The organism is Mucilaginibacter polytrichastri (assembly GCF_001911425.1).
Lineage (GTDB): Bacteria > Bacteroidota > Bacteroidia > Sphingobacteriales > Sphingobacteriaceae > Mucilaginibacter > Mucilaginibacter polytrichastri.
The window spans coordinates 45233-62070 of record NZ_MPPL01000002.1 but is presented as its reverse complement, the minus strand read 5'-3'; the positions used below and the strand labels follow the sequence as shown (position 1 = coordinate 62070).

The following is a 16838-nucleotide window of genomic DNA, read 5'->3' as shown; positions in this document are numbered from 1 at the left end:
CTTAAAATTGATGTGACAGAACAGTTTTTATTTTAGAATCAACAGGCTCCCAATAAGTAGTTGCCTGTTTATCGGTCTTTAGTTTTAGTGGATCTTTTGCTAATAATCTACTAATTACACCCAGCGGGGTGATTATGAAAAAATAAATTAATGTAAGTATCAGCAAGGAATTTACATAACCTAACCATTCACCAATTGTCTCCCAAAGCAAACGCAATGATGTTAAACATCGGGGTATAATTATACTAGTAAACAGTAATGCAAATGATGCCGCGCAATAGGGCCAGGATAATTGGGCTGTTTTAAAATAACGGTAAACAAATATTGCGAATAAAAAGCCGCCGACTACATAGCCAAAATCTCTGTTCTTTTTAATGGTCTTATTCATTTTTTGTCATTTAGATAATCCATCGCCAATTTCTTTTCCCCAAGCTTTAAATAATCAGCGGAGATTTTTGACATTATCTCTTTTTTATTCAACTGCTGGTTTTCAAGGCTCTTTTTGTCGCTAACCAAAATGTCAACAATAGCTTGCATGTTTATCAGGTTTTGGCCCTCGCCCTTTTCGGTCATTACCTTTAAATAGGGCAAAGCTTTTTCCGGCTGATCGGTTTTGATATAGAAAAGTATTAAACTTTCAGTAATATTAGGTGATGGGTCCAACGCATAGCATTTCTTAAAATAAAATTCTGCTTTTTTTTCCTGCCCCGTATCAAATGCAAGCCTCCCTGCAAAAAGGTAATTACTTGGCTTGAAAGGCTGATCGAGAATTATTGCTTCGGTTGCTTTTAGCGCTTCAGCTTCATCATTGTTTTTCATAGATTGGCTATACAAGTCATCCATGGCCTGTCTCCAGGTAATACTTCCTACCGAAAGCGGCCCCGCCAGTCGTTCTGACAGGCTATTGCCAACCTTAAAGTCTTTAGCAATCTTTTGGTTAAATGGCCACCCCGATTTTAACATCATAATTTGGTAGCTCCCGAATAATGAATCGATTTTGGTAATGGGCATTTGCTTCAATAGTTCATTGAACGTAATTAGGTTGCCTACACCGGGCGAGATAAGCTTGTGGGTTTTTAATGATTGGTAGAAGGCCTCTGATAACAGCGCGTATCCGAATAAATTAGGGTGTACATGTTCTAAAAGCATTTCGTTTCCAAGAACACCGTGTAAGGCATGTTGTTCATAAAATGCCTTTGAATCAACAATATGGACGAAGTTGAAGCGACTACCCATTTCTTTAATAATTTGGTTCATGGCCTCCGGTGCACGGAAGCGCAACATATCTAATTCTTTGGCTTGTATAAAATCTTTTTTAGCATCAGTATACAGGCCGCGGGCATATTCATTTTTACCTTGGTTGTAAATTTTAAGTGCCGAGAGCGGGCTATCAATTGGAGCACTGATAAACGGGCTTAAATCTTTTTCATTACTAAATACAGTACTTAAAAATATCGGGATTTTTTTGCCGGAATAAAAGCTACATAATTCAGTCAGATTTTCGCTAAACTGTCTGATGCCTTTATTATAAGCTTCTCCTTTATAGGGCAGTTGTTGTTTGCCTGCCATTCTTTTCATCAGGTTTTCGCGTATATCCTGATTGGTTCTGCCAGCCGCGGGTTTAAGTAATGAAAGCATATTGTTTAGCCATTGTACAATTCGTAATCTCTTCATCGCCAAAAGGCAGTTAATGAGAAACCGGTTGCTGCCTATTCTGCTGGTAGAAGCAATACCCAAAGCCCCGTAATATTCGTTGTGACCAACATACACCAGTATGGCATCGGGATGATAATCAGCTAATTGTTTCCCAAAACCAAGAACGGTGTAAGAGTTTACTGCCGTTAGCGATAAATTAATGATCTCAATATTCGACTGAGGCAATTCGCGCATTAACCTGTATTGAAGCCAGCGATGAAATGATCCGTTATGAAAATAAGGATAGCCCTCACCGGTTGACTCGCCCAAGACGAATATTCTTAAAGTATTGGCCTTTTTTACTTTATCAAAAGGCTCAATGTAACCTTTAGTTGCGTTTATTGAATCAGAAAAATAAGGCTCGGAAGCATACCGGTTCATCACTAGTTTAGAAGTATCATCCGGGTATGGAATAAACAAAGAAGTATCATGGCCGTAGTGGAATGCCCTTAAACAAAACTCAATTAACACAAGAGTCAGAACCGGAATAATGACCGCAATAATTTTGAATAGACGGAGTTTGAAAGCTTGTTGTTTCGGGCTTTTAGATGTATTATTTTCGGCAAATCGTCTTAATTTTTCCTCCATCATTACTTTAATTAAAATTCTCGTCGAATGCTTATTATCTCCTTCAATATCAATAGCTAAGCTAATGTATTAAAAATAGAGACAGGGCGGTTGAGAGCCGCCCCGTCTTCAAACCAATTATAGTGAGGAGAGAATTAGTATCCTGAATTTTGTTTTAAGTTTTTATTTGTTTGCAATGCACTGGTCGGCAAGGGCAATAATGTACGGTAACTTCCGTTTGGCGAATGAGATAACCAGGATTTAGAGGTAAACACGCCAAATCTTATCATATCCTGCCTTCGTCTGCCTTCCTGCGAAAACTCCCATCCTAATTCATCAAGCATTCTGCCGTATTGAATATCTGAAGCAGTCTCATGTGTGGTTTGTAAATGGTTTCTCAAACCATAATCATACACACTTGTGCCACTTTGAAGTTGAGCCGCCGTTACCGTAGCCAGAGCAGGATTGTTGGTGAAACTACGTTGGCGAACTTGGGTTACCAGCGTTGCTGCCGTTGATGCATCTCCATTACGCAACGCAGACTCTGCTTTCATCATTAAAATGTCGGCATACCTAAATAGTGGAAAATCATTACTCATACCTACAAGTTCTCCAGCCTGGATCTGATATTTACCAAGCCTGAACCCATGAACCTCCTGAGATGAGTCTACGCCAGGAAGCTGATTAATGTATGCTAAAGGCTTACCACTAAATTTATCCATTGTCCCAAGTAATATTTTACCAGATGCATCATATTGTTGACCTTGTATCCAGTTTGCAGTTAGCCTGACATCGTTGGGATCAAAAGTGTTGATAAATTGAGGTATTGCGCATATCCCTCCCCATGGCGAATTTTGGAAATTGTAAGTAGCCTGATTTTCGGGCTGTAATGTTTCCATGTGCAATGTCCACGCTGTGCTACCATCGGAGGTGTATACATTGTCAAACGGAATTGCGAAAATAATTTCTTTCGAATTTTGATTTTGTGTGGCAAAAGCGTTTGCTTGTACTGATTCAAGAGCATATTTTCCCGCATTAATTACGGAGTCGCAGGCAGTGATACAGCCCGGCCAATTAGGAGTACCGGAATATACACCTGCTTCCAGATACATTTTAGCCAGCAATGCGAAACCTGCATATTTATTAAACCTACCATAGGTACTGGCATCTACCGCCGTACTTAACAAAGGGATGTTCGTTTTAAGTTCAGAAATTATAAAATTGTACACATCTGCCCTTGTGCTTTGTGGTGGCAAATAACCAGCGGGGACATCGAATTTGGTGATAATCGGAACGTTTCCAAAAAAGTCTATCAAAGCATAATAGAAAGATGCCCTTAGTACTTTGAGCTCTGCCTCAAGTTGGGCTTTACCTGTTTGTACAGGAATAAGATTATTGTCTATCTGGTATAATAAACGGTTGCAATTGGAAATTCCGGCATAAGCATTTGTCCATATTTGAAAACTGTTGTCTTCGTCTGCTGTCCATTTATGATAGTGCATCCGTTGATAAATACCATTATCTACCCATCCGTTCGGTCTCGCCGGAATTACCGACTCATCTGACGATATTTCGTTCGTTCGCCAAATCGCATTTGCGCTTCTTCCCAGTTCGAGGGTACGCCAGTTAGTATAAGGCACGCCCACGAGAGCAGCTACATCCTGTTGCGTAGGACTAAATTGACTGGCAACTATTGTCCCATAGTCTTTATTATTAAGCTTGGTACAAGAATATAAACCAATAATGGCAAGTACACCTATAAGTGATAAATATGTATTTTTCATTTTTTTTAATTCAATAGGTTAAAAATGTGCTGAAACACTTAAAGTAAATGTTCTGGTCGATGGGTAACTAAACCTGTCGTCAATTCCCGGAGCAAGTCCGCCACGATCTACTTCAGGATCAGAACCTTTATACCCTGTTATGATAAATGTATTCAGTGTTGAGAAGCCGATCCTCGGATTATGGATATATTTCCAGTTTGGTTTATTGAAGGTGTAGCCAAGGTTGATATTGTCTATTTTCCAGAATGCCCCGTTTTCTATGTAATAACTGTTAAACTCTTCCGGTACATTTTTATTTAACACGGCTGTTCCAAATAATTTATCATTGGCAGCCTTGAATCGGTTATAGTTAATTATACCCGGACCTTCATAATATAACCTTTGCAAATTCAAAACCTGGTAATCAAACGCTCCACGCATAGTAATGCTCAAGTCCCAATTTCCATAAGAAAAACTATTATTCCATCCCGCGTAAAATTTGGGCAACCCGTTACCAAGAACCTGTTTATCAGAAAAAGCATGGTTAAAATCATTATACGCAACAGATTTCCCGTCAGGTTCCTGGTAAATCCAGTAGCCATTTTTATCAACGCCAGTAACTTTAAAGCCGTAAAAATCACCAATATTATGTCCAACCTGAACTATGCTTGAGAATGTAGTAACAGGGCTTCCTGCCCAGCCTGTTGTAAAATAAGGTACACTCGCCTGATAAAGGTCATTGGAAAGACTGACAAGTTTATTTCGGTTAGTAGAGAAATTAATGCTACTCGTCCATCTGAATTTTTTTGTATTAACCGCTTGTACATTAATAACGGCCTCTAAGCCCCGATTTTGCATTGTGCCCACATTGGCTTGAGTTGTAGGGTAAAGGTTAGGTGGGCTTGGCACATTGTAGTTATATAATAAGCCGGTTACACGGCTGTTATAAACATCGATATTACCGGTAATGAAGCCTTTAAGTAAACTAAAATCAAGACCGATGTCTGTATCATGCTTTTCTTCCCAGCGTAATGATGGGTTAGCATTTTGACTTGGAGATAGCGTTTGAATCCAGGTACCGTTATATAGTACATAATTGCCATAGCCTAATAAGCCAACCCCCAGAAAACCTTGAGCCGGTTGATTACCCGTAATACCATATCCCACCCTTAACTTTAGATCATCAAATACCTTTTGATCTTTCATGAAGTTTTCTTTAGTTAGGCGCCAACCGGCCTGAATTGAGGGGAACTTACCATAAGGCTCACTGGCACCATATAACTGGCTGGCACCGTCAATACGCATGCTGGCCAATAACATGTATTTCTCTTTGTAATTATAGGTGAACCTTGCAAAATAGCTGATCAGGTTTGAGTTACTGCGAGAACTGTTGATAACGTCCTGTCCGTTTTTTTGGGCCGTTCCGAGCTGAATTTGATTAACCCCGAAATAGTCTGTCGGAAAATCATGATTAGTGATGTTGGTGCCAAAGGTATCGTCATCCTGATATTCATAACCGCCCAGCAGTGTGAATCGGTGATCTCCGAGCGATTTAGAATATTCGGCTGTTAAATTTAAAAAGCGGTCAATCGACTGGCCCTGCCCAATACTTGCAACACCATTTTGGTTGTCACGTAATGTCGATATATCCTGGTGATTGGCATAATACAAATTCTCATACCCACTTTTCGTATATGATCCTGTAGCAGCCAGACGTAGTCCTTCTACTGGCAGCAAAGTTATCGTAGCGTTGTATTTTTGACGATAAGAATTCTGCGGCTGCTCTTGATTAAGCATGTCCGCCACTGGGTTTTGATAGCCGAAGTTAGTTGGTTGCTGATAAAATGAACCGTCTGGCTCTCTGACAGGGGCGGTAGGGTTCATCATTAATGCTTGATTATACTCATTGCTATTAAATGGTATATCGTTAAAGTTAGTATTCAATATACCTAAATTGAATTTTAGTTTTCCATCGAGCATGGTGTGATTAATGTCTGCCCGGCCTGTAACTTGTGCATGGTTCGATTTTAGAAAAACGCCATTCAAAAAACGGTAATTTAAAGAGGCTACGTAATTGGTTTGATTATTACCCCCGTTAAAACTTAAACTTTGAATTGTAGAAACAGGATGTGCCTTGCTCACAGCTTTAATCCAGTCTGTTGAATTACCTAAATCGTAAGCCTTATCTCTTATCCCCTGGGCTATTTGGTCACGATAATCGTCTCCTGTTAGTAGTTTCGGAGTTCGGGTAAATTGCGAAAGACTTGCAGAACCGTTATAATCGATTCTATTGATCTTGTCGCCAGAACTTCTTTTAGTAGTAATTATAATTACACCATTAGATCCCCTCACACCATATATCGCGGCTGATGAAGCATCCTTTAAGACAGATATTTCGGCAATATCCTCTGGGGCTACCGTTAATAAATCTCCGGGAACACCATCTACAATTACTAAAGGGCCGGTGTTTGCGCCGTTTAAGGTCTGTGTCCCCCGTAATAAAATTTGCGATTGTGCATTGGGGTCTCCACTTGGATTGGATATGGTAAGTCCGGCAACTTTTCCTTTCAATAAAGCGGCGCCATCAGAGACTGGCCCTGTCACAAAATCGGTCGATTTGACTGTGGTAACCGCACTTGTTATATCAGCTTTTCGCTGGGCGCCATAACCGATAACCACTACTTCACTGAGCGATTGATTGTTATCTGTAAGAACAACGTTGATAACATTTTGATTGTTAACCGGGAGTTCCTTAGTCGCAAATCCTATAAAAGTAAAAACAAGCGTGGAATTAGCAGGTGCATTCAAAGTAAAATCACCTTCCAGGGAGGTTTGCGCGCCTGCGTTTGTTCCTTTAATTTTTACGCTGACACCAGGAAGCGCAAGCCCCTTGTCATCTTTTACGGCGCCTTTTATCTTAATATTCCCATCTTGTGCTTGAGCACACAGTGACATAATTGATGCTAAAAAAAAGGCAAAAAGGAGCCTACAACACCTTAAATAAAGTTGAATTTTTTTCATGAAATTGTTTATAATGGTTGGTTTATAAATGTTAATGGTTCAATTATTATTGTTTTTTCAACAGTTAATAATTGGGGTTGGGGGTACTTGCTTAGTTGAATTTTTCCATATCTTTTGATTTAAATGTTAAGCTGTTGATTTATTTGAATTACCGGTTTGTACAATGAGTTAACCAATACATGATTATCAGTTTATCAAAAAAAATGGCCTGAATCCGTATTTTTTAACAAATCGATAATCCTCGACGAATTAATTAACAAATAGATCAATACAGTCTAATACTTTGGCGCCTAACGCCCTACAGTATTAATCTTATGGTTCAATAAATTGGTTTATAGTTATCCTGACTATTTGGCTATCAGGTGAGGTAAAAGTAGCGGTGAATCACTGTTGGCAGACAACACTCACGTTGAAATAAATAATACATATGATGAAATTAAGGATGAGAGCCTATCCTTATAGCATTTAAAAGCAATCCGGGGATCTGAAATGCGGAGATAATGCCCCAATATCAATCAGTTACGCCCGGATGTTTAGCTTTGCTGAAGCGTGTCAGCGTAATGAGAGGGTTTTACATGAAATTCTTCCTGAAAACATTTGCTAAAGTATGCGGCATTACCGAATCCGACCTGTTCGGAAATTTCTGAGACAGATAATTCACGCTTACTTAACAATTGCGCAGCTTTTTTCAGTCTGACCGAGCGGATAAACTCAGAGGGCGTCTGACCGATGATAGCAACTAATTTACGGTATAACCCAGATCGTTCCATATTCATGTCACTGCTGAACTCTTCTACGGAATAAGTGGAGTTACCCAATTTTTTTTCGATACATTCCAGCGCCTTTCTTATTAATTTTTCATCAATGTCAGACGTAGTAACCATCTCCGGTTGCAATACGATCGTTTTTTTAAATAATTTCTTCCGCTGCTCCTGCTGCTCGATTAGGTTCCGAATGCGCACGGTGAGGATATCCATATTAAAGGGCTTGGTTATATAGGCATCGGCCCTGGCTTGGTATCCCTCATACTGTGATTCGTCAGAGGACCGCGCGGTTAGCAATATCAGCGGGATATGTGAGGCTCTGATATCTTTTTTCAAGGTATCGCACAGCTCGAGGCCGTTCATTTCCGGCATCATGATGTCACTGATCACCAGGTCAGGCAATTGTTCTAAAACTATATCCAGCGCTTCTTTCCCATTGGAAGCCACAATTATGTCATACAGCTGGCTTAACTGTTCTTGCAGAAATTGACGAAACTCATCATTATCTTCAGCAATTAAAATCTTAATCGGACTGTTCTTCCTGTATTCATCCGGGGCAGGTTTAAGCTTATCTGTTAGTACAGGTTTCAGGTCTACGGGGATGTACAAAGTAAAAACGCTTCCATTCCCTTCGGAACTCTTAACCTCGGCAAAACCATGATGCAGGTTTGCATACTCCTGCACAAGGTGGAGCCCGATACCGCTTCCCGTATTGTTACCAGACTGGTTATCTGCCTGGAAAAAGCGGTTGAAAATTTGCGGAAGATCCTTATCTGATATGCCAGTACCGGTATCTATCACACTCACCGCTATTGCAGGGGTTATTCCGCCCGGTATTACCGTATTTTCAATCTTTACACTAATAGTTCCGCCATCAGGCGTAAATTTAAACGCATTTGATAACAAGTTATTCATCATTATGCCGAATTTGTCCTTGTCGAGATTAAGCCAAAGATCGGCAGGGCATATTCTTTCAAAATAAATCTTCCTGCTAGCCGCCAGTTCCCGGAAAGGCTGGCACAGTGCTTCCGTGAATTCATTAACATCGCAGTAATTTAAGTGAAGCACTTCACCGTTTAGTTCCAGGCGACGGAAGTTGAGCAACTGGTTAACCAGGTCCAGTAATGATTGAGCATTTCGGTAGATACCGGTAAGCTGCGACTTGATGGGACCATCCTCTGCTTTTTTTAAGATCACCTCAAGTGGGGTCAAAATCAGTGTGAGCGGGGTTTTTAACTCATGGCTCATATTGGTAAAAAAGCTAAATTTCAGTTCGTCCAATTTCTGCTGCTGTATTTTTAATTGTTTTACCCTGCTTTTTTTAATGTACCAGGAAATGGTTAGATATATAAATAACACCCCGGTTATTGTGTACAGTGCGATCATAAAAGATGTTTTCCACCAGGGGGCGAGTACGGTAATTTTCAATGTGGCCATTTTCCATCCCCATTTTCCGCTGTTATCCGCGGCCCGCACCTTCAATAGGTATGACCCGGTGCCGAGATTGGTATAGGTAGCCCGACCAATCCCATCAGGCGCAGCAGTCTCGTGCCAATTATTGTCCACGCCTTCCAGGAAGTATTGATAATACGATTGCGAAGGGTTAACGTAATTGAGTGCGGAGAAACCCACGCTTAGAAAATTCTGGTTATGTTTTAATATGACCGACCTGGAAGCAGCGATGGCCTTTTCAAGAATTTTGGTTCCCTCATATAGTTCTCCAACTTTAACTGCCTTGCCAAAAACCTGAAAATCTACAAAAATAGGATCAAAAGCCTTTCTGGCTACAAAAATCCTGCGCAGATCTGCTTTATTGTAACCATCAATCCCTCCCAGCAATAGAGTTCTATCCTTGGTTATGTAAGATGATCGCGGTATAAATTCATTATTGATCACCCCATCATAACGGTTAAAATTTGTAAACGTATAAGTTCTTTTGTTATCCTTGTTACCTATCCGCAAATGTGAAACCCCATTTGATGTGGAAACCCAGACCGAGTTTTGGCCATCTTCTGTAACTGTTTTAATGGTGTTATTTACAAGGCCGTCATCAGTATGAAAACTAAGCAGCTGCTTTGCCTTGTCATCCCACACATTTAAACCATCTTGCGTTCCGAACCATAATAGTCCCCTGCTGTCGGCCAGCAGACAAGAATATTGCCTGTTATTATGATTTAACATCCCCGCGCCATAATGATCACTGATCATACGGAGTTCCTTTTTGCCGGTATCATAAACGAATAGGCCGCTACTTGAAATACCCATCAAAGCACCATTCCAGTCAACAACCTGAAGTATGGTATGGAGTTTGTCACGGTCGCTTTCCTTTACAGGAATGCTGTTATGACTACCCGTCGCGGGATCGAATTGCATAAGACCGTTACCATTCATACAAAGATAAAACCGACCGTCTTTTGCCTCCATTATATTGTTGATATCCCCTATCGGGTATTTGCTGATCTTATTGGAAGATATAGCAAACAAGCCTTGTTCAGCCGCTATCCATATATTTCCGTGGCGGTCTGTCAACATGGCCTTGCAAATCACCCCCCGGAAATCCGGCGCATAAAGCGTTAGCCTTCCCATTTTATCAGAATAGCGAAATAAGCCCCTGTCAGTACCTATCAAGAGCTGTCCCCCTTCATTTTCTGCGAAACTTGTTACATACAGTTCCTGATTTTCCGGTAAGGAAAAAAGGGATTTACCTATATTTCGGAACCGGAAACGATCGGGGTGATAATACAACAGTCCTTTATTCAGCGTACCCAGCCAAAGTCCGCCCTGACGATCAAAGAACAGGTTGCTTACTTCAATATCAATCAGCCTGCCGTCAACCAGGTGAAGTGTTGGGCTAAATGTGAGATTTGTTAAATCATGATCCATCATCCAGAGTCCCTTTCTACAGGTTACCACAATTTCTCCAGAGGCGCCAATAGACAAAGAATTCAGCCAGTAATCGGTTTCGATGATTTTCTCCCATTTATTCCGGGTTAGATTTAGGGCCAGCATAATACCGCGAGCGCCGTTTCTAAGCAGGTAAAGGGTATGATTACCGGGAACCACGTAAAGCGTAGACTGATAGGCGTCTGGAGTCTGGTTTTCCAGCGAATTTTGGCGGCCCGTTTCTTTTTGTGTTGCAATGTTATAAATGATAACCAGGCCAGAGCGATAAAAAACATACAAATTGCCATCCATCACCGCAATATCATAAACCGGGTCAGGAAATTTTGCAGGAGACTTTACTTGCGATAAAAATGTTACGATTTTTCCGGAGACCTGGTTCCGGCAAATCAGCTTGCCCGAAACGGTTATCACCCACAGATTCCTGCCGGCATCCATAAAAAAGTCGGATAAAGGCTCTATTATGCCAAGCGTTGCCAACACTTTTTCAGGATGTTCTTCATAACGTTCCGTACTCAGGTCAATTAACATCAGCTTTCCCTCTGTTTTGATCCAGAGCCGTTTTTCATTTTCAACATACATATGATGAAAGCCTAAGTAGCCTGTCAGCGGATAAGTATGCCCGTCATTGATATGAATGTATTGAAACGATGTGCCGTTATACAGGTTAACCATACCTTCGGTAACGATGGCCATTCTTCCATCGGGCAATTGGTTAATGGCACGAACACTGTTTTCAGATAGCCCGTTACTGCTCTCGATTGGGATAAAGGCACGGAATTGCTGGGCAAATGCGCCATCTCCGATCAATAACGCTAAAACGAAAAGAAGTAGTCTCACATTAGTACTTTTAATCCGGTTAATTCTTTAACTATCCGGTCCTGCCCTACGGGAAATTTAAATTTCATCATCCATCAGGCAAGATCAGCTATTGCACCAGGTTTATAAATTGGCTGCCAGACTTATGGATATTCCTGGTCAATTGGTCATTGAAATCTGGTTTAAATATACAATTTATTGATATGCAAGCCCCGAATTTTTATTAGCGGATAACCTTAATTTATTGATGAATGAGGAACAGGAATTATGTAGCTCTATCATACATAATTCCTGCACCTTGGGTTTAATTTACAATCTAATGGAAGAAGCCGCTCCGTTGTAATAGATAACTTTATCAGTTTTCTTACTTACTTGTTCTCCTATACCTTTCGTTTCCGTCACCAACACGATATTGAATTTCCTGTTAACAAGTGAACCAGTAAAATCACCTCTCCTTTTGCCAATCGTCAGGATATGGGATTTGTCATTCCAGTGGAACGGGGTTTCTGTGTATTTTCCTTCCTCGTAATTGTAATTGTCGTTTTCATCCTCATACAAGGTAAAATCGCCATCTGCCCCCGGGTAAATTCTGATTTCCAGGTTATTCCATTTTTTCTCTTCGGCAAACTGAACTTTAGGCCCCCATGGCATAATAGCTCCGGCTTTTACATATAACGGCATGATATCAATTGGGGTAGTGCTAATGATAGATTTGCCGCCGTCCTCGGTTTTTCCCGTCCAGAAATCATACCACAAAGTACCTGCCGGAAGATAAACAGCCTGCTCTTTTTGCCCGGCTTGAGTTACAGGTGAAACCATAAATGACTTTCCGAACATGTACTGATTGCCGATATCATATACTTGTATGTCTTTTTCAAAATCCATAAATAAAGCCCTCATGATAGACCCCGATTGATGGGTTACGTCCCAAGCGGTAGAATAGATATAAGGGAGAAGGCTGTAACGCAGATTGATGAATTTTGCTATAACGTCGAAAGTTTTTTCGCCTGGTTTTCCAAACTGGTAAATCTCCCTTGGAATGTCGGTTCCATGTGACCTCATCATCGGGGTAAATGCGGCGAATTGTAACCAGCGTGTATACAATTCCTGAAATTCAGGATTTTTAGCACCTCCCCCTTGTTTGAAAGCGCCGGCGAAGAAACCACCTATGTCCGCATTCCAATAAGGAATGCCGCTAAGCGAAAAATTCAATGCTGCCGGGATCTGCTTTTGAAGTGTAGGCCAGGTGGATACAATATCCCCACTCCATGTGTTGGCCGCGTAACGCTGCTGCCCTGCAAATGCAGAACGGGTAAAAATGGTTACACGTTTTTGAGAAGTAGTTTTGCGCTGGCTGTCATAGATCCCGCCTACATGCTCTAAAGGGAATGCGTTGATAACACTTCTGAATGACCCAAGGTAAGTGGGCTGGTCAAAGTCCTGATCTTTAATATTTATATGGTCAGGTTCGGTTGAATCAAGCCACCAGCCGTCTGTGCCAAGCGAAAAAACACCTTTATTGAGGTAATCCCAGTAGATGGCATGACTTGCCGGATTATAGGGGTCAAAAGGTTTTGCACCGCTTTTAGGGGGCCAGGTATCAAAGTCAATAAGCATGTTTTTCTGCTTAAATTCGGCGTATTGTTTGGTCAAAGGCCCGAAACCTGGCCACGCCACTATAAAGAGGTGTGCCTTTAACTGATGAACTTTGTCAATCATGCCTTTAGGATCAGGATAAGTAACCGGATCAAATGACATCGAATTCCATAAGCTATCTTTACCCCAGTACTGCCAGTCCTGTACAATACCATCCAATGGCACTTTTAAGGCTCTGTATTTTTTAACTACATCAATCAGTTCTTCCTGTGTTTTATACCTTTCTTTGGACTGGTTATAGCCATATACCCACAGGGGCATCATAGGTGCCTGGCCAGTAAGGTCGCGCATTTGTGCTATAACACCATCACCACTTCCGCCCCACATAAAATAGTAGTCAGAGCAATCTCCGATTTCTGAATCGAACGAAGTCTCTTGCAGATTATCAGTAAATGTGGTTGGTGAATAGTTATCCCAAAACACCCCATAACCCTTAACTGACTGAATAAAAGGAATGCAAACTTTCGTGTTTTGATTTGAAAGATACACTCTTTGTCCCCGCTGGTTCATTTTGCCGTTCTGCTGTTGCCCCAGGCCATAGATCACTTCATCTTTTTCGAGCATAAACGCCTGCCTAACCGAATAAGTGTTTCTACCGGCATCTTTGGTAGCCGTAAACTGGGCACCGTAATCCTTCTCGGTAAAAAGCGGTCCTCCCTGTAAATCTAAAAATGAAACTTTACCGGTTTTCAGGTTCAACGCCACCTGTAAAGCAGCGCTTTTTAAATATACGATATTGTTTTCTTCATTAACCGACAAGGCAGTTTGTTCGGGCTTTTTGATTACGGAAAGGCTTTGTTTATTTAGAGGTAATCCCTCGGGATTCCTGATAATCCTGACGATAGTCGGAGAAAAAAACTGAGCTTCGATATCCATGAACTGTGTATTCGCTTTTATACCCAACTGTGTTCTTTGGAAATCCTGCGCAAAAGTTCGTGCGGTAAAAAACAGGAGCATAACAGCGCCTATGAATTTAGTCCTCATATTAATTAAAAATTGGTTTATAGTTCCTGTAAATGTAAATGACATCTGTTAATGCCAACTTACAATCATGTTGAAAGAAATAACAATCTCGTTGAAAAGCGGACCTAATCCTTGTTTGCCGGCCTAATCGGGTTGCATTACAAATCCATATAGTGTAAATTTCACGACTAATTATAACCTGATATGATATTTAGAAGATTTTTCATAAGCGCTTTGGCTTGTGTATTCCTTATTCTTCCTTTTACCCTCAAAGCCCAAAAAAGCAATCAACTCAAAAGTTTTTCATTGCAAGAGGTTCGGTTGCTGCCTGGAATGTTTAAAACACAGGAATTAACAGATCTTAATTATATCCTTGAATTAAAGCCAGACAGGCTGCTTGCTCCTTTCAGACGGGAAGCAGGCCTTCCTGAAAAAACAAAAAGTTACACTAATTGGGAAAATACAGGATTGGATGGGCATATAGGCGGGCACTATCTGTCGGCTCTTGCGATGATGTACGCCTCTACCGGAGACCAAAGGATTAGGGATAGGCTTGATTATATGATTGGCGAATTGAAACTTTGCCAGGATAAAAATGGAAACGGCTATGTTGGCGGTGTACCAGGCAGCCAGAAACTGTGGCCAGAGGTATTGAAGGGAAATTTCACTGACTTTAACCGAAAATGGGTACCATTTTACAATATCCATAAAGTATTCGCCGGGCTTCGCGATGCATACCTATACGAAGGCAATCAGACTGCCAAACTGATGCTGATCAAATTCGCAGACTGGTTCTGTGAAATTACCAGGGCGCTTAATCAAAAACAAATGCAACAACTGCTGGGTAATGAACATGGCGGAATTAACGAAGTTCTGGCCGACGTTTATGGTATTTCGGGCGATAAAAAATATCTGGACGCTGCCAAAGGCTTTTCACATCAGGCTATACTGCTTCCACTGGAAAAAAATGTAGATAATTTGGATAATTTACATGCCAATACACAGATTCCGAAAGTTATCGGTTTCAAAAGGATTGCCGATTATAGTGGCGATACGAGTTACAGCCATGCGGCTGAATTTTTCTGGGAAACAGTAGTCAATCACCGTACAATAGCAACTGGTGGCAACAGCGTTAGAGAGCATTTCAACCCGTCGACGGATTTCTCAACGATGATATCCAGTGTAGAAGGGCCGGAAACCTGTAATACCTACAATATGCTTAAGCTGACGGAGGATTTATATTTCTCAGACCCGAAAGTATCTTACATCGATTATTATGAACGGGCATTATACAACCATATTCTCACCACCCAACGACCGGGCAAAGGTGGATTTGTTTATTTCACCCCTATGCGTCCCGGGCATTACCGCGTTTATTCGCAGCCACAGACAAGTATGTGGTGCTGTGTTGGCTCTGGCATGGAAAATCATGCCAAATACGGAAAAATGATTTATAGTCATTCCGCTAATGCGCTTTTTGTCAACCTTTTTATTCCGTCAAAACTGTCATGGAAAGAAAAGGGTCTATTACTACGACAGGAAACCAGTTTCCCTGAGCGAGATGAAACTACACTTAAAATTATAAATGCCGGGAAGGGATTGTTCAACCTAAACATCCGTTATCCTTCCTGGGTGGCGAAAGGGGGACTAAAAATCACCATCAACGGCAAAAACGTACCAGTGATGGCCGATCCTTCTTCGTATGTATGCCTGACCCAAAAATGGCATAAGGGTGATTTGATTAAGATTAAACTTCCTATGCGTATTACAACAGAAAAGTTGCCCGACGGATCTAATTACGAGGCTGTGCTGCACGGGCCGATCGTGCTGGCCTCTGCCATAGATACGCTTGCAGAGAAAGGCCGCGACGCAGACGATAGCAGGATGGGTCATGTAGCTGCGGGCGCGCTATATAAACTTACCGACATGCCTGTTTTTGTAAGTGACTTGGAAGATGATGCCGCAGATATAGTGCAGGACAAGAAAACCACCATGTCTTTTACTGCGAAAAACCTGATTTATCCTGTCAAATACCGAGAACTGAAACTCGTACCATTTTATAAAATACAGGATGCCCGTTACGTAGTATACTGGCGAAAGGAATCCCGTAAGGACTTCACCGCATTGCAGCAGAGACTTGCCGAGGAAGACGCTCAGGAAGCCCGGCTTGCTGAGAATACCATAGACCTGGTAACGGCAGGAGAACAACAACCAGAATCTGACCATTTTATGGAAAAAGAGAATTCATTTGAAGGTGTTAATTTTAACCGGCATTGGAGAGCAGCAAAAGATTGGTTCAATTATAAGTTGATTGATAAGGACAAGGCCGGAAGAAAAATCAGGATTACCTATTTTGGAACCGAATGGAACCATAAATTCAGCATTTGGGTCAATGACAGGAAACTTGGAAACGTAGATCTTAGCGAAGGTAAACGGGATACGTTCTTCTCAATTGATTACGCTCTGCCGGATAATCTGGCCTATGCGGCCGATCAATCTTTCCGGATCAAATTCATTGCGGAGAATGGGTCCACCGCCGGCCCTGTGTATGAAGTGCGGCTGCTGAAAAATTGATTGCCTTACTTCGAATATGAAAACGATACCGAATTAACAGGTTGAAAAACAATTGGACTGCAACGATCAATGAGTGGCAAATATGATTTTTACTAAAACGGGCGTTTTACCTGAT

The 16838-nt window shown here is 41.3% G+C and carries 7 protein-coding genes; 1 reads left to right on the top strand and 6 read right to left on the bottom strand.

Going from position 1 to position 16838, the window contains the following annotated elements:
- Position 1 precedes the first annotated feature (1 nt).
- The 6 genes from RG47T_RS25355 to RG47T_RS25330 all read right to left on the bottom strand — a co-directional run bounded on the left by RG47T_RS25355 (position 2) and on the right by RG47T_RS25330 (position 14170).
- Positions 2–388: an SxtJ family membrane protein gene (locus tag RG47T_RS25355; RefSeq protein WP_074493883.1), complete on the bottom strand. Its 387-nt coding sequence runs from the start codon at positions 386–388 to the stop codon at positions 2–4.
- Positions 385–2286: an SGNH/GDSL hydrolase family protein gene (locus RG47T_RS25350; RefSeq protein WP_139302443.1), complete on the bottom strand. Its 1902-nt coding sequence runs from the start codon at positions 2284–2286 to the stop codon at positions 385–387. Before RG47T_RS25350 ends, RG47T_RS25355 begins: the two co-directional genes overlap by 4 nt.
- 131 nt (positions 2287–2417) lie before the next feature.
- Positions 2418–4046, bottom strand: a complete 1629-nt coding sequence (locus RG47T_RS25345; protein ID WP_074493879.1) for a RagB/SusD family nutrient uptake outer membrane protein — start codon at positions 4044–4046, stop codon at positions 2418–2420.
- Between the two features lie 18 nt (positions 4047–4064).
- Positions 4065–7046, bottom strand: coding sequence for a SusC/RagA family TonB-linked outer membrane protein (locus tag RG47T_RS25340; protein ID WP_083627591.1), 2982 nt, complete (start codon positions 7044–7046; stop codon positions 4065–4067).
- Positions 7047–7579: 533 nt separating this feature from the next.
- On the bottom strand, positions 7580–11551 hold the full coding sequence (locus RG47T_RS25335; RefSeq protein WP_139235780.1) for a response regulator: 3972 nt from the start codon (positions 11549–11551) through the stop codon (positions 7580–7582).
- Between the two features lie 288 nt (positions 11552–11839).
- On the bottom strand, positions 11840–14170 hold the full coding sequence (locus RG47T_RS25330) for a glycoside hydrolase family 31 protein (protein WP_083627593.1): 2331 nt from the start codon (positions 14168–14170) through the stop codon (positions 11840–11842).
- A gap of 183 nt (positions 14171–14353) precedes the next feature.
- Between RG47T_RS25330 and RG47T_RS25325 the strand changes: the two genes are divergently transcribed.
- A complete protein-coding gene (locus RG47T_RS25325; RefSeq protein WP_074493871.1) occupies positions 14354–16723 on the top strand; it encodes a glycoside hydrolase family 127 protein in 2370 nt (789 codons plus the stop codon).
- The last annotated feature ends 115 nt before the right edge of the window (positions 16724–16838 follow it).